Raw genomic sequence first — 18,559 nt, forward strand, 5'->3', positions numbered from 1 at the left:
TTATGGAAGAATCTTTGGTTGGGCTATTTGGTGAAGCTCCAATTTTAATTAGTCTTGTTGCAGGGATTTTGACTTTTCTTAGTCCCTGCGTTTTACCGCTTATACCTATATATCTTTCTTATGTTTCTAATATTTCTATTAATGAGCTAAAAGATTCTGAAGTTCTATCTTTTAAGTCGCGTTTGTTTGTGCTTAGGAATTCCATATTTTTTATATTTGGCATGGGGATTGTATTTGTTCTTTTGGGTGCTGTTAGTGCTAGAATCTTAAGTGGTGGAATCTTGCTTAGCAGTTATGTCTCATATGTTGCTGGTGGTATTTTAATAATTTTTGGATTATGTGTTATGAATGTTATTAAAATACCATCTATACAAAGACAAAAGACTTTTGATTTTACAAAATTACAGAAATTTTCGTTTGCAAAGGATATTTTAACTCCATTCTTACTTGGCGCTAGTTTTAGCTTTGGTTGGACACCTTGTGTTGGTCCGATATTAGCTGGTATTATATCATTGGCTTCTTTTGAGGGTGAGAGAGGTATTTGGCTTATGGTGGTTTATACTTTAGGGTTTAGTATTCCGTTTTTGCTGTGTTCTATTTTTATAGGATATGCCTTTAATGCATTAAATAAAATTAAGAGATATTTTAGAGTGATTGAATTTATAGTTGGTAGTTTGTTAATAATCATAGGAATCTTGGTAGCTAGTGGCGGAATGAGTAAGATTTCTCTGTATTTAGTAGAGATTTATAAATGATAGAGCTAAAAAACTTTACAAAGCTAAGTTGTGAAGAATCTATAATGGTGCTATCATGGCGTAATAGTCCAAAAGTAGCTCCTTTTATGTATAATGCTCTAATAAGCCCCAAGGAGCATTTGGAGTTTTTAGAGAGTTTAAAAACTACTTGTAATAAAGAATATTTCTTAGTGTATAAGGGTGCAATTCCAATAGGAGTTATAGATTTTATAAATATACAAATTGGCAATTCTTGTGAGTTTGGAATCTATGCTAATCCGAATCTTAAAGGTTATGGAGTGATATTAATGGAGACTTTGTTGGATTATGCTTTTAATACTCTAAAAGTAAAAGAATTAAAAGCACAAGTGCAGAGTGAAAATATAAAAGCTATAAATTTGTATAGTAAATTTGGCTTTAAAAATGTTTGTAAAAAAATAATAAATAATAAAAAGATGAATCTAATAAAGCTAGATTCCGTGTTTTATAGTGGGGGGGGGGGTAATAATCTCCTAGTAGCTCCATTTTCTAGTTCTTTGGTTGCGTAATGAAAGTTATAGTAATCGCAACTCTAAAGAAATGGAATATAAAAAACTTCTACAAGCTACAAGATTCTTGCAAAAATTACAAATTACATTTAATTACACAACCGCAAGATTTAACATTGCAAAATCTTCATAAGATAAATCCTAAATATATTTTCTTTCCTCATTGGTCAGAGAAAATAGAATCTGAAATTTATAAAAACTTTTCTTGTGTTGTATTTCATATGAGTGATTTGCCTTATGGTAGAGGTGGCAGTCCATTGCAAAACCTAATAATTATGGGAATAAAACACACAAAAATATCTGCACTAAAGGTTAATGATATTTTAGATGGTGGGGATATTTATCTAAAAAGCAAATTGGATATTTCTAAAGGTAGTGCTAAAGAAATCTATAAAAAAGCTTCTAAGATTATATTTTTCCACATGATTCCATATATTTTAAAAAATAATCCAAAACCTAAAAAGCAAGTTGGAGATGTGGAGATATTTAAAAGACGAAAAAGAGAAGAGAGCAATATTCTAACTATTAATAATAAAAATTTAGATTCTATATATGACTTTATTAGAATGCTTGATGCACCTACTTATCCAAGAGCTTTCATTGAGCTTGGTAACTTTAAAATAGAATTTTATAAAGCTAAAAGAAATAGAAAAACAATATCTGGGAGATTTAAAATTTATGAGAAATAAAACCATATTAATTGTAGTAGCACACCCTGATGATGAGGTGCTAGGTTGTTTTGGCACTATCGCTAGAATGATAAAAGAAGGACATAGGGCTTATACTTTGGTTCTTGGAGAGGGCAAAAGTAGTAGAGCAGTTAAGAGGAGTGATATTACACAAGAATCTTATGATATCTTAGATGATGAGTTTTATAAGGCAAATAAAAGCATTGGCATAAGTGAAGTTTTTAGAGAAAGATTCCCTGATAATGCCTTTGATAGTGTGCCTTTATTAGAGATTATAAAAAGTATTGAAAAAATAAAGCAAAAAACAAAACCAGATATTATCTTTACGCATTATGAATCTGATTTAAATATTGACCATAAAATCACATTTCAAGCAGTTCTTACGGCAACTAGACCTATGAATGATGAGTGTGTGAGCGAAATATATAGCTTTGAAGTTTTATCATCAACAGAGTGGAAGTATCCACATAGCTTTTCTCCAAATGTGTTTTTTGACATTAGTGATACTTTAGAGTTAAAAATAAATGCTATGAATCTTTATAAGTCAGAATTATGTGAATATCCTCATCCAAGAAGTCTAACGGGAATAGAGCTAAATGCGAAATATCGTGGATTGCAAGTTGGATTACAAAGCGTAGAATCTTTTATGCTTATTAGGTTGGTTAATCATTGCAAAATAGAGTTTAAATCCTTTAGCGAGCTAGATATTAATGAAATTGCAATTATATTTGTTTGGAGAAACGATAAAAGAGTGTGCGAGTTTATGAAGGCAAAGAATTTTTCATGGGAGATTCATAATGAGTTTATAAAAAGTTTAAAAGATAGAAAAGATATGGAGTATTTTTTGGTTTATAGTGGTGATGTTGCAATTGGTGTTGTGTATTTTGTTGATATAAATTCAGATTCTTGTGAGTTTGGAATCTATGCTAATCCGAATCTTAAAGGCTATGGGAAGATTCTTATGCAACACTTATTAGATTATGCAAAAAATACTCTAAAAGTTAAAACCTTGTATTCTAGTGTATATACGAAAAATAAAAGAGCATTAAAATTATATGAGAGCTTTGGCTTTGAAATACAAGAAAATAAAGAAATGTCTTTTGTTAAGCTTGATTTATCTGCGGGGGGGGGGGGACTATTAAGCTTTAGTAGGTTTAATCTCTCTTATAGGTCTTTTAGGGGGGTTGCATGAAAGTTGCAATCCTAACCTCTAAAAGTCAGTGGTTTGTCCCATATGCTAGAGAGTTAGCAGAAAATCTTAAATGTCCTTTGTATTTCTCTCATAAATATTTTGTGGAATCTTATGAGATTGTCTTTATCCTCTCTTATCATTCTATAATTCCTAAAGAGTTTTTAGATACAAATAAACATAATATTGTGATCCATGCTTCTTCTTTGCCAAAGGGCAAGGGCTGGTCGCCGATGTTTTGGCAGGTTTTAGAGGGTAAGAGTGAGATAACTTTTAGCCTATTTGAAGCAGATTGTGGCATAGATAGTGGGGATATTTATCTGCAAGATATGCTAAGGCTTAAAGGTGGTGAACTCTATGATGAATTGCGAGAGCTTCAAGCTAGAATGTGTCAAAAAATGTGCTTAGAGTTTTTAGACAAATATCCGAATATAGAATCTAAAAAGCAAGTTGGAGAGGAGAGCTTTTATCAAAAACGCACAAAAGATTCAAGTGAGCTAGATATAACAAAGAGTTTGGAATCTCAATTTAATCTTTTGCGAATTGTAAGCAATGAGGAGTTCCCTGCATTTTTCTATAAAGATGGCAAGAAGTTTATTATAAAAATTTATGATTCTAGCTGTGGGAGTTAAAATAGTCTTAGTTGATTAATAAGTATATAATCGATAAAGAAAGACTATAGATTTTGCAAATGAGAAATGAACCAATAAGTTTTGTGATGTGATTTTGGGTAGTGTTAATTTTGAAATTAGAGAAGAGGTTGTGGAGTTTGGATTTTATGCGAATACATTTCGAGGTTGCTGGGGTTGGTAGGATTTTATAGTAGATTTCTATTTTTTATGAATTTTTTGGTTAAGTAAATAAGTTTTAGAGCTAGAGGGTATTAAATAAAACAAATCAGTGGCAAACTTGTGTATGAATTTGTGTTTTGTTATCTATGATGAATTGAACAAAATATTTAAGATAAGGCCGGATAAGATCTATAGTGTTAATTAAGCATATTTTAGCAATAATCAAAGAAACATTTTGGAAATACATGTTTAGAATATTGATACTTTTTTGTTTTATTGTTAATTGCTTTGCTGAATCTAGTCTGTATGAACTTATACAAAATGCAAAAAATAATCCCCTAATACAAGCAAAAATCGCCCAACATCAAGCACTAAAGCAAGAAAAAAATGCACTATATTCTAACTATCTCCCAAAAATAGCTGCTGGTTATAACTATCAAAATACCACAAATGCTGATTTATTCTATCCTAAAGAGGCAGAGGGATTCTTTGTTGAGGGTTCATTTGATTTATTTGATGGATTTAAAAGAGAAGGAAAAATAAAAATTCAAGATTCAAAAGTAGAATCTTCTTATTTTGATTATTTAGACACGCAAGAGAAGGTATTTTTAGAAATAATAACCAAGTATTATTCATTGCTTATTGCAAAAAGTAAGCAAGAAGCATTAATGAATCAACAATTAGAGTTGCAAGAAAATCTAAAAAAACAAGATATTTTATATGATGCTGGATTGATACAACAAGATAGCTTAGAGGCAATAAGGTCGCAATTTTTGCAAAATTCTTATAACTTAGAAAATATAAAGGTGGAGATAAGCATATATAAGGAGAATTTGAGCCTTCTTAGTGGGATAGAGATTGTTGATATAAATAAGGATTCTAAGCTAAAGGAAGTTGAAGCAAATAATAAGCTACCAAATTATTTGCTATCACAGAGACATTATGTAAGGGGCGTTGAATCTTCTAAGAATCTATACACATATCTGCCTACAATAACTATTTTTAATAAATACACAAATTATAACTATGGCACACGCAACATACCTACACTGCCATTTAGCTTTGATATACAAGATCCAAAGTATCAAAATGTATTTGGTATTAGTGTTAGTTTTACTATTTTTGATTCTTTTGCTACTTCTTTTGCTAAAGAGAGTGCTAGATTAAACGCACTAGCAGCAAATACAGAGTATGCATATAATGTAGATAAAAATAATAAAGATAGAATAATTTCCAAAAATGCCCTCCATTCAGCCAAAGAAAAGATAAAATGGGCAACTTCAGCACTAAAATCAGCACAAATATCTCATAGCTATGCAAGAGAAAAATTCAATGCTCAACTAATAGACTATACAGAGTATTTAAGCTCCCTAACATCATTGTTTAATGCACAATTTTTTTTTGATGAATCTTATTTTTCCTATGAGATACAAAAGGCGAAATTCTTGTATGTAAATGGGGAAAATTTAGAGGAGTATTTGTGAGATATGTTGTTGTTTTTGTTATGTTTTTTGGCGTAGCGTTATGTGAGGGGATTTATGCTACATTCCATATACAACCGATAAAAAAGGCAACTTTAAGTCTATCTAGTAGTGGAATTATAAAAGAGATATTTGTAGATGTAGGAAGCCATGTAAAAAAGGGAGATAAATTATTGGCTTTAAAAAATGATGACTTAAAAGCTAGTGTAGAAGTGTCATTGGCACTTTTGGAGGGGGCTAGGATACAACATAGCTTTTTAAAAGATCAATTTTTGCGTTATGAAAAATCAAAAGAAGCAATAGATAAAAATACCTTTGAAAAAATCGCAACCCAATATAAAACAAGTCTATATGAGCTAAAAAAAGCAGAATCTAATTATAAGCTACAAAAAGAATTATTAGAAAAATCAATCCTTTATGCTCCATTTAGTGGTGTGATTTCAGAAAAATTTGTAGAAGTTGGCGATGGCATTGGTGCTATATCTAGTAAGCTATTTATTTTAGAATCTAAAGAAAAAAAGGCTTTAATAGAATTTGATTCTAAGTATTTTACACAAGTAAAAGTTGGCAATAAATTAGAAAATAATATAAGCAAAAATCCAATTGCTATAAATAAAATATATCCAAGTATAAATGATAAAACAAAAAAGGCAATAGCCGAAGGGGAGTTTTTAGAATCTATACCTAGTGGTATTTTTGGAGATGGATTTATACAACCATGAAATTAGCTATTTCTCGTCCGATTTTGGTGTTTAGCTTTGCATTAATATTAGTGTTTTTTGGGATTAATGCTCTAAAAAACTTGAGCGTATCTTTATATCCAAATGTAGATGTGCCAATAATTACTATAACAACAATATATAAAGGTGCAAATGCAGAAATAGTAGAAAGCAAAGTAACAGAAAAGATAGAAGAAGCAATAAGTGGAATTGATGAGCTAAAAAAGATAACATCGACTAGTAGCGATAATGTGAGCATTGTTGTTGCAGAATTTGAACTTACTAAAGAGATAGAAATTGCCGCAAATGATGTAAGGGATAAAATCTCAAGACTAAGTTTGGATAATGATATAGACTCTCCAATAATAGAAAAATATAATGTAGGAGGAGCACCTGTTGTATCTTTGTTTATATCTCCTAAACATAAAATCACAAACACCAAAGAATTGTTAGCATTAAATACTTATGCTGATTTGAATATTAAGCCACTTTTGCAGAGGATAAAGGGTGTAGGAAGTGTGAATATGGTTGGCTTTTTGGAAAGAGAGATAAAAATAAAGCCAAACAATAACGCACTTAGCAAATACAACCTAACATATACAGATATAGCACAAGCGATAAATGCCCAAAATATCCAACTAGATGGCGGTAAAATAATCTCTAAAGATAAAGAGTGGAAGATTCTAAGTAAGAGTGATAAAGATAAAGTAGAAGAATTAGCAAATATAGTTGTCGCAAATGGCATAAAGCTGGGAGATATTGCTGTAATTTTGGATTCAACAAAGGAGAGGAGAAGTTTCTCAAGTTTAGCAGATGGCGAGATTCAAAGTGAAGGGATTTTATTAGAGCTACAAAAAATATCTGGTGCAAATGAAATTGAAATTAAAGAGGGATTATTAGAGAACCTTCCATTTTTGCGGAGTATAAGTAGTGATTATGATCTAACAATCGTTAGAGATACGACAAATTATATACAAGATACCATAAATTCTGTTTCATTTGATTTGTTCTTAGGTGCATTCTTGGCCGTTTTCATAGTGTTTGTATTTTTACGGAATCTTTCTGTAACGCTAATAGCGGCACTTAGTTTGCCCATCTCAATTATGGGTGCGTTTGCTTGTCTTTATTTCTTTGGTATGACATTAAATTTAGCTACCATGATTGCAATTACTCTTGCAATAGGTATTATTATTGATGATGCTATTGTTGTAATTGAAAATATATATAAAAAAATAGAACAAGGAATGGAAAGAAGGGAAGCAGCATATGAAGGTGTTAAGCAGATATCTTTTGCGTTAATTGCTATATCGTGTATGCTATTATCTGTATTTATACCAATTGCAAATATGAGTGGAGTTACTGGGAGATTCTTTGTGTCTTTTGGTCTTAGTCTATCAGCTTCAATTATTATTTCGTATTTTGTTGTTATATCATTAATCCCAATGCTATCAGCAAGAATCATAACTACACAAAAAAGCAGATTCTACGCAAATACAGAAAAGTATTTTACCAATATTGAAGAGTTTTATAGCAGAATCTTGCAGGTTGTATTAAGAAATAATTGGCGTGTTATTTTGCTTGTGTTTTTAGCTTTTGTTAGCTCTTTATTGTTAATTTCTAGGCTTGGAGTTGAGTTTTTACCCTCTGAAGATAAAGCAGAGTTTGATATAAGATTAGTAAGTAAGCCCGGAATTTCAATGGAAAAAATGCAAGAAGAATCTTTGGAGATTCAAGCTTATTTGGATAGGTTGCCTGAAGTTGAGTATAGCATTTTAAATATAGGATTCACACAAGAGAGGAAGGTATATGAAGGGAAAATCTATGTAAAACTAACACCATATAATAAAAGAGATAGAGGTTTGCAAGAGATAATGGAATCTCTAAGAGAAGTATATAAGCCATATTCTAGCAAGCTTGATATGGATATTACGCTAATTGAGATTCCACAAATTAGTCTTGGCGAAGATGATTCACCTTTTCAGATGGCACTTTATTCATTTAGTGATGAAAAATTACAAGAAAGCCTAAATAGACTAGAATCTCTTATGCAAAGTAGTGGTAAATATAGTGATATACACACTGACATAAAGCCCAAAACACCGCAAATAAGGCTTGATATAAAGCAGAGTGTTGCTAATGAATATGGCTTTAGTGCAAAAGAAATTGCACTAGCAGTTAGCAATGCTTTTAGCGGGGAGTATGCTATATCTTATTTTAAAGAAAATGGAAAAGAATATGACATAGTTCTTCTAAGCACACAAAAGTCAAATATAAATGATATAAGAAGATTGATTTTAAGGAATAAAAGAGGAGATATAGTGTTTTTAGAAGGCTTAGTTGATATACAAGAAATAGATTCTATTACTTCTATAAAGCATTATGATAGACAGAAAAGTATTATGGTGTATTCTAATTTGGGTAATGGAATAAGTCTTGGAGAGGCTACAAGTTATGTTGAAAACAATACAGATTCATGGCTATTAGATGGGGTTAGATATAAAATTGAAGGATATGCAAAGTATATGCAAGAGACAAATGAAGCATTTATCGTTGCTATGAGTATGGCATTTATCCTTATATATTTAATTTTAGCAGCACTTTATGAATCTTTATTGCAACCATTAATTATAATAACAACCTTGCCACTTAGCTTTAGTGGAGCATTTTTCGCACTTTTTATAAGTGGTGAATCTATCAGTCTTTTTAGTGTTATGGGGCTTATGCTTTTAATGGGATTGGTTGGAAAAAATGCTACGCTTATAATTGATGTAGCAAACGAAAAGATAGAATCTGGCATTGAGATTGCACAGGCTATTTGTGAGGCTGGCAAAGAAAGGTTGCGACCAATACTGATGACTACCATTGCTATGGTTTTTGGAATGTTGCCTTTAGCATTAGCAAGTGGAGCTGGAAGTGGTATTAAATCTCCAATGGGAATTGCTATGATAGGAGGACTTGTATTTTCAATGATTCTTAGTTTATTAATCGTCCCTGCCCTTTTTAGAGTATCTTATAATTTAGATAGAAAACTTAGAAATTGGTATAAATAATTTCAATTTTAAGATTAACTTTCATTTTTATATATTTTTAAACAAATAGTAAATAAAATCCATTCTTATTATTAGAATTAAAAGGAATGGAAATGAAAAAACTTGTTGTCTGTGTTTCATTAGCTGGTATTTTATCTGCCAATGTTTATGCAAATGAGTATAGATTAGATACTTCAGTAATTAGTGCTACTGGATTTGAGCAAGATGTAAAAGATGCACCTGCTAGTATATCTATAATCACAAAAGAAGACTTGGAAAATAGACCAGTGGCTGATATTGCAGATGCCATAAAAGATGTTCCAGGGGTTGATGTTAGTGTATCTAAACTTGGAACTTACTCGTTTAATATTAGGGGTTATGGTTCAAACTATGTGCTTGTTTTAGTTGATGGCAAGAGGCAAAATTCAGTTAGAGGATTCCAAGGCAATGGATTTGGAGAAGCTGATAATGCATATTTGCCACCACTAGCTATGATTGAGAGAATAGAGATTATAAAGGGTCCTGCTTCTACTTTGTATGGTGGAGATGCTGTAGGTGGTGTGGTAAATATAATCACAAAGAAGAATCCAAGTGAAGTAACAGGGACAATTTCATTTGATACAAAGTTTCAACAGCACCCAGATTTATATGGGAATTATAAAGGTATAAATTCTTATTTGGCATTTCCATTGCTAAAAGATACACTATCTCTTTCACTAAGAGGTCAATATAAAACAAGGGAAAAGAGCAATCTAAAATGGCCTACACAGACAGATCTAAGCAATCCAAACACAGCATATCCTAGTCATTCTCCCGGTGCATTTGATATGGGTAATATAGGCACAAGACTTAATTGGACTATAAATGAACAAAATAATATGTATTTTGATGCGGAGCATTATTTTCAAAAAACAGCTACAAACAATACTTCAGGTAAAAGTGTAGCGGTAAATAAAAAGTATAGAAAGAATAATTTACTATTAAATCACGATGGATATTATCACTTTGGGACGCTAAATACATATCTGCAATCACAAACAACAAGCGAGGTCGGTAGTAGCTCTATTGCAGGTAATGGTGCTGTAAGTAAAGGTGCAAGATTGGATAGTGAAGTCTATATCGCTGAAAGCAAGGCAATAATCCCAATTAGTATGGGGAATCTTGGTGGCATGTCTTTAAGTGCTGGAGCACAATTTATGTATGAAAATTTCGTAACTTTTGCTTCTAGTGCTGGAGCTTTGCAAGGTAAAGATCAAGATCAAACAACAATTTCTCCATATGCTGAAGCAGAATATTACATAACAGATTCTCTTATTTTAACTGGTGGTTTGAGATATGCAAAGAGTGATTTATTTGATGGGGAATTCATACCTAGAGGATATTTGGTATATCATCTAACTGATAATATAACCTTAAAAGGTGGGGTAGCAAAGGGCTATAAAACACCAGAAGCAAAAGTGCTAACTAGTGGAGAATATAGTTTAGGCTACTATGGGAATCCAAATTTAAAGCCAGAATCTAGTATTAACTATGAATTGGGAACTATATTTGATTTTAATCATTATGGAAATGTAAGTATTACAGCGTTTCAAACCGAGTTTAGAGATGAGATATCAAGTGAAATGTATGATTATCAAGCTATGTTGCCAAATGGTGCAGAATGTTCTGTAGATACTGGTTGTTATTATTCTGTAAATAGAGGTAGAAATGAGGCTTTAGGAGTTGAGGTTGCACTAACTAGTGGAGAGTATAAAGGCTTTAGTGCAAATGTTTCTTATACATTTTTGGATAAAAAATATAAAGATGGGATAAAAAATGTCCTTGGTGGAGATAGGGTTGAGAATGTTCCTAGACACACAGCAATTTTGAAATTAAATTACACTAGTGGTAAGCTTAGCTCATATATTAAAGCAACAGGTAGATATGATACTTTAGCTAAATCTAAAGGTGGTGGTAATCGACCTATACTGGGATTAGATAAGTATAAAGATTTTTATGTTGTTGATTTGGGTATGAGTTATAAGTTATCAAAGTCTTCAAGCATTAGTTTGGCCATTAATAATTTGTTTGATAGAGATTTCTTTGTTCCACATGAGTATTTAAATAATGGCAATGTAGCATATGCAAATAGTTATAAAGACTACTATGAAGGCAGAAATATGTGGATTAACTATAAGTTTGAATTTTAATATCAATTAAAATGAAAAAGTTAATCAGCAATAAGTCTTGGATGAAGATTCATCTATATGTTAGCTTATTTTTTATACCAATGGCACTAATATATGCAATCACTGGTGTTGGATATATATTTGACTATCGTCAAAATGCAGGTGCAGAGATAAATAAGGTAGCTATCAATTCAGAAATTAACGCAGAAAAGATTCAAGAAATCATGCTAAATACACTTAAAGAGAACAATCTAGCAATACCTAGCAATACTGAAGTTAGGTTTGCTAAAGGTGCTCATAGCATGGGGAATTTAAAATATCAAGTGGTGCTATTAAAGAATAAAGACAATGAAGGCTATACGCTACAAACGATAGATAGAAACTTATATGGTGTGGTGTTGCTACTACACAAGGCAGCTGGCAAGTATTATTTTGATATTTTAGCCATAGCATTTTCTGTTGCATTAGTTTTATTATATATTTCTGGATTGTTTATAACTGCATTTTGCAAAAAAGACAGAAAAGGTTCTATGATTGCTGTATTGCTTGGATTCTTGGTTACTGCTTTAGCTATATATTTTAGTATTTGATTTTAGGTATTTGGATATAATTTGCATTTTTGGAGATTCTTTGGAAATTGCACTTTATATTCATATACCATTTTGCGATAGTAAATGTGGCTATTGTGCCTTTAATTCAAAAATAAATAAAAATCATCTAAAAGAATCTTATATGAGATTCTTGCGAGATACTCTAAGATCTAAACTACAACAAGAAAACTACAAAATTACATCTGTTTATATTGGTGGTGGGACGCCTAGTGTTGTTGATTATAATTTATACAATGGAATCTTTGAGACTTTTAATCCATATCTTATAGAAAATAGTGAGATAAACATAGAGGCAAATCCAAATTCATGCACTAAAGAGTGGATATTTCACCTAAAAAATCTTGGAGTAAATAGGCTTAGCCTTGGTGTGCAGAGTTTTTATAAAGAAAAGTTAGAGTTTTTGGAGAGAGATCATAGTAGAGATTCTATTTTTCATGCTTTAGACTTTGCTACTAGTGCAGGATTAAGCAATATTAGTATTGATTTAATTTATGGCACTCCACTTTGTGTTAGAGAAACTTTAGAAGATGAAGTGAAAATAGCCTCCAAACTACATATTAATCACATTTCAGCATATCAGTTAAGCATAGATTCTGGAAGTAGGTTTTTTACTCAAAATAAAAAAGAGTTTATAGGGGAGTTTTGCGGATTTGATAGTATGGGACATTTTGTTAGAAGTCTCTTAGAGAAATCAGGCTTTAAACAATATGAAGTTAGCAACTATGGGAGGGTTATTAATGATTCATATTATAAAAGTCAGCATAATTTAGCATATTGGCGTGGTGCTGATTATTTAGGGGTTGGTGCTGGTGCTGTATCATGTCTAAAAGGCACTAGATATTATGAGGAATCCAAAATAGAATCATTTATAAAAGGCACACCTCCAAGAGTGGAAAATCTAAGCATAGAAGATATAGCCTTAGAGAGGTTATTTTTGGGATTTCGCTCTTTAGTTGGGGTTGATTGTAAGTTTTTAGATTCTAAAAAGTGTGAATTGCTATTGCAAGAAAATAAAGTTTATAAAAATGGTAACAAAATTATTGCAAGTGATTATTTTTTGGGAGATGAGTTAGCATTATTTTTTAGCTAACCATATTAATAAATCCCCATCAAGTTCTGATGTATGTAGAATCTTTAGATTCAAGTTTAGTGTATGTATTAGCGTGTTTTGTGAGATTGTAGGGCTTAAAAACAATAAAATCATATCAACCATATCTATTAGAGACTCTAGCATACTAATGCCACCTTCTATCATAATAAACCCACTTGGCTTTGGTGGCGTATTTGTGATTGTAATTTCTCTATTTATGTGAAATAATGGTGCATTTTGTGGGAGATTTTTATTTCTTGTTAGAATTGTTATGTTTGGTGCTTTTTTATTATCTAAAGTAGCATATCTGCAATCTAGTGTTGGGTTATCTAGCATTATGGTTTTACCAGAGATTAGCAGGTTATCTACTTTGGTTCTTATGTTGTGCATAAATATTTGCGAAGATTCATTGCTTATTCTGCCCCCATCTATGCTACCATTTAGTCTGCTTGCATACTTAAATAACACAAAAGAATCCTTACTCTGTAATGATATAAATGGCAATAGCAACTCTTTAGCTTTTAGCGCTACTTTTTGCATTTTTTGTTGTTTGTATGCATATATAACTTCTATCCCATTTTGTTCTAATAGCTCTCCACCGCCTTGTGCATTTTTGTTTATATCTTCACTTCCTATTATGATTTTTTTAACTTTTAGCTCTTTTAGTAGATTTGCACATGAAGGAGTTTTGCCCACATGTGTGCAAGGAGAGAGTGTAACATACATTGTTATATCATTAAAGATTGATTTTGCATTTTTAAGCAGATATTTGTGAATTTCAGCAGAATCTGTAATGTTTTCTATCTTATTATCGTTGGTTAGTTTTATATAAGATTCTTTTAAGGCTAATACCTCTGCATGAGGTGTGCCTACTTCTTTGTGTGCTTGTATGCTTAGTATTTGCCCATTTTTATCTATGACTAGAGCACCTACGGCTGGATTTGGGATAGTTATACACTGATATTCCCATGCTCTATTTATCGCTAAATTTAAATAAAAGCTATCATCTACCATATGAAAAATGTTTGTGCTTTTTTTATGTCTTGAATCTCTATTTTTGTTCCATCTTCTATAACTAAAGATTCTGCTTCTACTTTTATTAGTTTGCCTTTATATTCGTGCTTATTAATTGTCTTTATTTTTACCATTTCGCCTATTGCACCTTTGAAGTGCACCATTGTCTTTAGCACTCTTTCAATCCCCGGTGAGCTAACTTCTAAGAAATAATTGTCATAATTTTCTAATTCAACATCTAAAAGTGGTGATAGCACAAGACTTACTTCTTTGCAGTCATCTAGCGTTACTTGTGGTGATTTTGTAATATAGATTCTTAGTATTTTGCTATCATTTTCTTTTAGAATGTCAATTCCATACAATTCACACTCTAGTGACTTTATGAGATTTTCTATTTTTGCTTCTAATTCATTGCCTATCATCATTTTCACTCTTTATTTGTTGAAATATAGATTCTAATTTATTTTGTTGTTCTAGTGTGTTATCAAATATAAACTTAAAATCCGGACACCTAAACCAGCCAGTCTCTTCAAGACAATACTCTTTTATGATCCCATTTGCTTTTTTTAGTTGTTGCAGTATTTCTCTTTGTTCTTTTTCGTCATAGTCTGCACTTAAGAAGACTTGTGCATTATGCTTGCCTTTAGAGCATTGCACATCTACTACATTTAGAGAGCTTAGCCTTGTATCATTTAGTTGCGATAGTGCTATCCCTACTATTTCTTTTAGTAGAGATTCTGTGCGTTGGAGTTTTATGCTTTTCAATCTAACTCTCTTTGTTTATGCACTTCTTTGAATGTCTCAAATACATCGCCTATTTGTATATCATTGAAACTCTCTAGCATAATTCCGCATTCAAAGCCTTTTTGAACTTCTCTTGCGTCATCTTTGAATCTCTTTAGCGATGCTATATTGCCAGTGTGTATTACAACACCATTTCTAATTAGCCTAACTTTTATACCTCTTTGGATTACTCCATCAGTTACAAAGCACCCAGCAATAACGCCAACTTTAGCTATGCTAAATGTCTCTCTTACTTCTGCTTGACCGGTGTTTTCTTCTTCTAGCACAGGAGATAGTAATCCGCCAAGCAATGCCTTAATATCATCGATTAATGAATAAATAATCGAATATGTCTTAATTTCAATGCCCAATTCTTTGGCTTTATTTTTCACGCTTCCAGTTGGACGAACATTGAATCCTAAAATCACACAATTACTACTAGCACCAGCTAGCGTAACATCACTCTCTGTGATTCCTCCTACACCTTTATGAATCACATTTACTTGCACTTCTTCGTTTTGAAGCTTGTCTAAACTTCCTTTTATTGCCTCTAAACTTCCTTGTGTATCAGCTTTTATAATAACAGGTAGGCTTTTTAGCTGACCTTTTGCAACCATTGAGCTTAGTTCATCAAAAGATACTTTAGTTGAGTGCGATAGTTCTTTTTGTCGCAAGTGAGCTGCTCTTTTTTGTGCATAATCCCTTGCTATTGTATCGTTTTCCACTGCTAGAAGTATAGAACCAGCAGGAGGCACTTCGCTAAGACCAGTTATTACTCCAACACCAGAAGGAGTTATTTTGCTTATATTTTCTCCAAGATCGTTTGTAATTGCTCTAACCCTACCAAATGCAGTATCTGCAATAATGCTATCTCCAACATTTAAAGTTCCATTTTGCACGATTATTGTTGCTACTGGTCCTTTGCCTTTTTCTAGACTACTTTCAATGACTACTGCTCTTGCTTGCTTGTTTGGATTTGCTTTTAGCTCTATTATCTCTGCTTGAAGCAAGATAGTTTCTAATAAGTCATCAATACCCATACCAGTTTTAGCAGAAATATGCACAAACTCATATTCTCCACCCCATTCTAAAGGTGTGAATCCTAACTCTGCGGCTTCTGCTTTTACCTTATCGGGATTTGCATCTGGCTTATCCATTTTATTTACTGCTATTATAATAGGTGCTTTTGCAGCTTTTGCATGGTTTAGTGCTTCTATGGTTTGTGGTTTTATGCCATCATCTGCTGCTATTACTATTATTGCTATATCTGTTACAGAAGCACCTCTAGCCCTCATTTCGCTAAATGCTTCGTGTCCGGGAGTGTCAATAAAGGTGATTTCTTTGTCATTTTTTGTGATTGTATATGCACCTATGTGCTGTGTGATTCCACCAGCTTCACCATGTGCTACTTTTGTGTTTCTTATATAATCAAGCAGTGAAGTTTTACCATGATCTACATGTCCCATTATTGTAACGACAGGTGCTCTTGTAATTAGGTGCTCTTCTTTATCATTATCATCATGTAGCTGTGTATAATCAAGCTCATCAGCAGTATTTATAAGCTCGATTTCAACACCAAACTCTTCTGCTAGAATCTCTATTGCATCTTTTTCTAGGAAGTCATTTTTGGTTATCATCATTCCAAGGTTGAAGAGTATTTTTATTACCTCTCCTATGCTTCTGCCTACTTTTTCTGCAAATTCATATGCGCGAATCTCTTCTGGGATTTTTACCACACCGCTTACTGCTTCTTGGATTTTTTGCACTTTTGGTGCTTTTTTTCTGCTAGAACGCCTTGTGCTACCTTGCTCCATGAAAGGATTGTGTCGTTGCACCCTTATTCTATCGGTTGTTGCTTTCTTTTCATTTTCATCTTCATCTATATCTACTTCATCTTGAACGCTTAGATCAAAGAGTATAACGCCTTCTTCTTCATCGTCATCAGTTGAATTAAATTCTCTATTATCTAGCAAGTCCATTTTGTAATCATTGCTATGTTTTTTGGCGTGATTTACATGCTTGTCTTTTTTCTTTTTTTTGTCTTTTTTGTAAGAATCTTCCGTGTCTATGTTGCCAAGTAGGTCTTGTAGAGTTTTTGTTGGGTTTTCTTTTTTTGTATCGTTATTTGTGCTTGGCTTTTCTTGTTCTCTTTTTTTGACGATTCTTAAGCCAGTTCTTTTTATTTGGTTTTCTTTCTCTTTTGTTTCTTTTACTTCTTCTTTCTTAGCTGGAATAGATGGTTTTTTTTCTTTTTCTTTCTCTTTTGTTTCTTTTACTTCTTCTTTTGGCTTTTCTTGTTTTACTTCTTCTTTTTTAGCCTTTGTTTCTTTTTTGGGCTTTGTGCTTTCTTTTTCTTTTGTCTCTTTTTTAGCCTTTTTTTTGCCTTCTGGTAGTTTGCCTGATATTATGTAGTTATACAACTCTTCTGCTTCAGTTGCACTAACAGCACTTGACGCCGTCTTTGCTTCTAGTCCTAATTCCTGTGCTTTTTGCAGTATTTCTTTGCTTGTCTTCCCAAGCTCTTTTGCTATTTGACTAATACGGATTTTATCCATATATTAACAACTCCTTTAATTCTTGGTTTATTTGGTCTTTGTATTTTTTGTCAATTTTGCAAACCCTAAGCAAAATATCTGAAATATTTTTAGATTCTTTACAAGTGTGGCATATGTAAAAACTTCTACCAAAACCGCTAAACTTTATCAGTTTTGAATTTATATATTGAAGGCGAATTAGCTCACATTGTAACAATCTATTTCTGCACTTTATACACATTCTAGTAGGGTTTGACATAAAATCTCCATTATATCACTTTAGAACTTAAAATTCTTCAAAGGATACGCCATTGTTATCAAATGGAAGTGTTAGAATCTTTATGTTTTTGAATTTATTTTCTAACACGGCATGTAGTCTATCTGCATCATCGCTATAACATAAATTAAAAAATGTAGAACCGCTTCCTGATAGTGTGCTCATCAAAGCACCATTATTTAGTGCAGTCTTTTGTAAATCAAATAAGATTGGCACTTGCTTCATTCTGTAAAATTGGTGGAATCTATCCATACTTGCTTCTCTTAATAAATCCCACCTTTCTTCAAAAAAGGCACTAGCAAGATATGTCGAATGCGATATGTTGAAAATAGCATCTTTTTGCGAGTATCTCTTTGGCAGTGTTTGTCTTGAATGGTGTGTTGAGATTGATTGTTGTGGGATTGCAATTACTGCTTTTATTGTATTTGGTAATTTTTTGTTTATAAATCTTACTTGTCTATGCATTAGCATACATACATTAAATCCTCCAACAAGTGCTGGAGTGATATTATCTGGGTGAGATTCGTAATATAGTGCTATATTTAGAATCTCTTCTTTATTTATTGCTTTTTTGGCAATTTTAAAGGCCGCACTAATAGCACCGACTATAACTGCAGAACTGCTACCTAGCCCTCTTGAGATAGGAATAGAATTTTCAAATGTGAATTTGAAGTTTTGTTTTTCAATTTTTAGCCTTCTTAGCTGTTCGTTAAATATTTTGACAAATGCGTTATCAACTCTTATTTTGGTGTTTTTTGTGCCTTCGCCTTCTACATGTATGCTTTGAATCTTGGCTGGTTTTATTGTTATTTTATTATAAAGCCCTAAAGCTAATCCTAAAGTATCAAAGCCAGGTCCTAGATTCGCACTTGTTGCTGGTATTTTAAACTGCATTTCTTTCA

17 protein-coding genes are annotated in these 18,559 nt (G+C 32.2%); 11 read left to right on the forward strand and 6 right to left on the reverse strand.

From position 1 onward, the window contains the following. Positions 1-2: 2 nt before the first annotated feature. The 11 genes from PF022_RS06805 (at position 3) to hemW (ending at position 13,049) form a co-directional block, all read left to right on the forward strand. A complete protein-coding gene (locus PF022_RS06805) occupies positions 3-755 on the forward strand; it encodes a cytochrome c biogenesis CcdA family protein (RefSeq protein ID WP_271021744.1) in 753 nt (250 codons plus the stop codon). Further along, the gene (gene pseH, locus PF022_RS06810; protein WP_271021745.1) at positions 752-1,282 is read left to right on the forward strand and encodes a UDP-4-amino-4,6-dideoxy-N-acetyl-beta-L-altrosamine N-acetyltransferase; all 531 of its coding nucleotides are present in this window, start codon (positions 752-754) and stop codon (positions 1,280-1,282) included. Before PF022_RS06805 ends, pseH (PF022_RS06810) begins: the two co-directional genes overlap by 4 nt. Beyond that, the gene (locus PF022_RS06815) at positions 1,282-1,971 is read left to right on the forward strand and encodes a formyltransferase family protein (protein ID WP_271021746.1); all 690 of its coding nucleotides are present in this window, start codon (positions 1,282-1,284) and stop codon (positions 1,969-1,971) included. Before pseH (PF022_RS06810) ends, PF022_RS06815 begins: the two co-directional genes overlap by 1 nt. Further along, positions 1,961-3,163, forward strand: a complete 1,203-nt coding sequence (gene pseH / locus PF022_RS06820) for a UDP-4-amino-4,6-dideoxy-N-acetyl-beta-L-altrosamine N-acetyltransferase (RefSeq protein ID WP_271023306.1) — start codon at positions 1,961-1,963, stop codon at positions 3,161-3,163. Before PF022_RS06815 ends, pseH (PF022_RS06820) begins: the two co-directional genes overlap by 11 nt. Continuing rightward, on the forward strand, positions 3,160-3,792 hold the full coding sequence (locus tag PF022_RS06825; RefSeq protein ID WP_271021748.1) for a formyltransferase family protein: 633 nt from the start codon (positions 3,160-3,162) through the stop codon (positions 3,790-3,792). The genes pseH (PF022_RS06820) and PF022_RS06825 overlap by 4 nt, the downstream gene beginning before the upstream one ends. A 404-nt stretch (positions 3,793-4,196) precedes the next feature. After that, positions 4,197-5,435: a TolC family protein gene (locus PF022_RS06830; RefSeq protein ID WP_271021749.1), complete on the forward strand. Its 1,239-nt coding sequence runs from the start codon at positions 4,197-4,199 to the stop codon at positions 5,433-5,435. Beyond that, positions 5,432-6,154 (forward strand): efflux RND transporter periplasmic adaptor subunit, encoded by a 723-nt coding sequence (locus PF022_RS06835; RefSeq protein ID WP_271023308.1) that lies wholly within the window; start codon positions 5,432-5,434, stop codon positions 6,152-6,154. The genes PF022_RS06830 and PF022_RS06835 overlap by 4 nt, the downstream gene beginning before the upstream one ends. Continuing rightward, complete coding sequence (locus PF022_RS06840) at positions 6,151-9,201, forward strand: efflux RND transporter permease subunit (protein WP_271021751.1); 3,051 nt, start codon at positions 6,151-6,153, stop codon at positions 9,199-9,201. Before PF022_RS06835 ends, PF022_RS06840 begins: the two co-directional genes overlap by 4 nt. An 86-nt stretch (positions 9,202-9,287) precedes the next feature. Beyond that, on the forward strand, positions 9,288-11,369 hold the full coding sequence (locus PF022_RS06845) for a TonB-dependent receptor domain-containing protein (protein ID WP_271023310.1): 2,082 nt from the start codon (positions 9,288-9,290) through the stop codon (positions 11,367-11,369). Between the two features lie 11 nt (positions 11,370-11,380). Beyond that, positions 11,381-11,938 (forward strand): hypothetical protein, encoded by a 558-nt coding sequence (locus PF022_RS06850; RefSeq protein ID WP_271021753.1) that lies wholly within the window; start codon positions 11,381-11,383, stop codon positions 11,936-11,938. A gap of 40 nt (positions 11,939-11,978) precedes the next feature. After that, positions 11,979-13,049: a radical SAM family heme chaperone HemW gene (hemW, locus tag PF022_RS06855; protein ID WP_271021754.1), complete on the forward strand. Its 1,071-nt coding sequence runs from the start codon at positions 11,979-11,981 to the stop codon at positions 13,047-13,049. Here the strand turns inward: hemW and ribD are convergent. Genes ribD through thrB form a run of 6 tightly spaced genes read right to left on the reverse strand, consistent with a single transcriptional unit; the run spans position 13,035 to position 18,551 of the window. Next, positions 13,035-14,063: a bifunctional diaminohydroxyphosphoribosylaminopyrimidine deaminase/5-amino-6-(5-phosphoribosylamino)uracil reductase RibD gene (gene ribD / locus PF022_RS06860; protein WP_271021755.1), complete on the reverse strand. Its 1,029-nt coding sequence runs from the start codon at positions 14,061-14,063 to the stop codon at positions 13,035-13,037. The genes hemW and ribD overlap by 15 nt on opposite strands. Continuing rightward, positions 14,057-14,488 (reverse strand): ribosome maturation factor RimP, encoded by a 432-nt coding sequence (locus PF022_RS06865; RefSeq protein ID WP_271023311.1) that lies wholly within the window; start codon positions 14,486-14,488, stop codon positions 14,057-14,059. Before PF022_RS06865 ends, ribD begins: the two co-directional genes overlap by 7 nt. Beyond that, positions 14,472-14,828, reverse strand: a complete 357-nt coding sequence (rbfA, locus tag PF022_RS06870) for a 30S ribosome-binding factor RbfA (RefSeq protein ID WP_271023312.1) — start codon at positions 14,826-14,828, stop codon at positions 14,472-14,474. Before rbfA ends, PF022_RS06865 begins: the two co-directional genes overlap by 17 nt. After that, the gene (infB, locus tag PF022_RS06875; protein ID WP_271023313.1) at positions 14,825-17,401 is read right to left on the reverse strand and encodes a translation initiation factor IF-2; all 2,577 of its coding nucleotides are present in this window, start codon (positions 17,399-17,401) and stop codon (positions 14,825-14,827) included. The genes rbfA and infB overlap by 4 nt, the downstream gene beginning before the upstream one ends. Then, the gene (locus PF022_RS06880) at positions 17,394-17,639 is read right to left on the reverse strand and encodes a DUF448 domain-containing protein (RefSeq protein ID WP_271023314.1); all 246 of its coding nucleotides are present in this window, start codon (positions 17,637-17,639) and stop codon (positions 17,394-17,396) included. The genes infB and PF022_RS06880 overlap by 8 nt, the downstream gene beginning before the upstream one ends. A gap of 27 nt (positions 17,640-17,666) precedes the next feature. Then, positions 17,667-18,551 carry a homoserine kinase gene (gene thrB, locus PF022_RS06885; RefSeq protein WP_271021760.1) on the reverse strand — a complete coding sequence of 295 codons (885 nt, stop codon included), beginning with the start codon at positions 18,549-18,551 and terminating at the stop codon, positions 17,667-17,669. Between the last annotated feature and the right edge of the window lie 8 nt (positions 18,552-18,559).

It is taken from the genome of Helicobacter sp. WB40, assembly GCF_027859275.1.
Lineage (GTDB): Bacteria > Campylobacterota > Campylobacteria > Campylobacterales > Helicobacteraceae > Helicobacter_D > Helicobacter_D ibis.

What these genes read in the sequence shown, in the direction of transcription:
- thrB (WP_271021760.1), bottom strand. Translation starts at nt 18,551, where the DNA reads ATGCAGTTTAAAATACCAGCAACAAGTGCGAATCTAGGACCTGGCTTT.
- ribD (WP_271021755.1), bottom strand. Translation starts at nt 14,063, where the DNA reads ATGGTAGATGATAGCTTTTATTTAAATTTAGCGATAAATAGAGCATGG.
- PF022_RS06815 (WP_271021746.1), top strand. Translation starts at nt 1,282, where the DNA reads ATGAAAGTTATAGTAATCGCAACTCTAAAGAAATGGAATATAAAAAAC.
- PF022_RS06865 (WP_271023311.1), bottom strand. Translation starts at nt 14,488, where the DNA reads ATGATGATAGGCAATGAATTAGAAGCAAAAATAGAAAATCTCATAAAG.
- PF022_RS06840 (WP_271021751.1), top strand. Translation starts at nt 6,151, where the DNA reads ATGAAATTAGCTATTTCTCGTCCGATTTTGGTGTTTAGCTTTGCATTA.
- PF022_RS06805 (WP_271021744.1), top strand. Translation starts at nt 3, where the DNA reads ATGGAAGAATCTTTGGTTGGGCTATTTGGTGAAGCTCCAATTTTAATT.
- PF022_RS06850 (WP_271021753.1), top strand. Translation starts at nt 11,381, where the DNA reads ATGAAAAAGTTAATCAGCAATAAGTCTTGGATGAAGATTCATCTATAT.
- PF022_RS06830 (WP_271021749.1), top strand. Translation starts at nt 4,197, where the DNA reads ATGTTTAGAATATTGATACTTTTTTGTTTTATTGTTAATTGCTTTGCT.
- pseH (WP_271021745.1), top strand. Translation starts at nt 752, where the DNA reads ATGATAGAGCTAAAAAACTTTACAAAGCTAAGTTGTGAAGAATCTATA.
- infB (WP_271023313.1), bottom strand. Translation starts at nt 17,401, where the DNA reads ATGGATAAAATCCGTATTAGTCAAATAGCAAAAGAGCTTGGGAAGACA.
- PF022_RS06845 (WP_271023310.1), top strand. Translation starts at nt 9,288, where the DNA reads ATGGAAATGAAAAAACTTGTTGTCTGTGTTTCATTAGCTGGTATTTTA.
- PF022_RS06825 (WP_271021748.1), top strand. Translation starts at nt 3,160, where the DNA reads ATGAAAGTTGCAATCCTAACCTCTAAAAGTCAGTGGTTTGTCCCATAT.
- PF022_RS06880 (WP_271023314.1), bottom strand. Translation starts at nt 17,639, where the DNA reads ATGTCAAACCCTACTAGAATGTGTATAAAGTGCAGAAATAGATTGTTA.
- pseH (WP_271023306.1), top strand. Translation starts at nt 1,961, where the DNA reads ATGAGAAATAAAACCATATTAATTGTAGTAGCACACCCTGATGATGAG.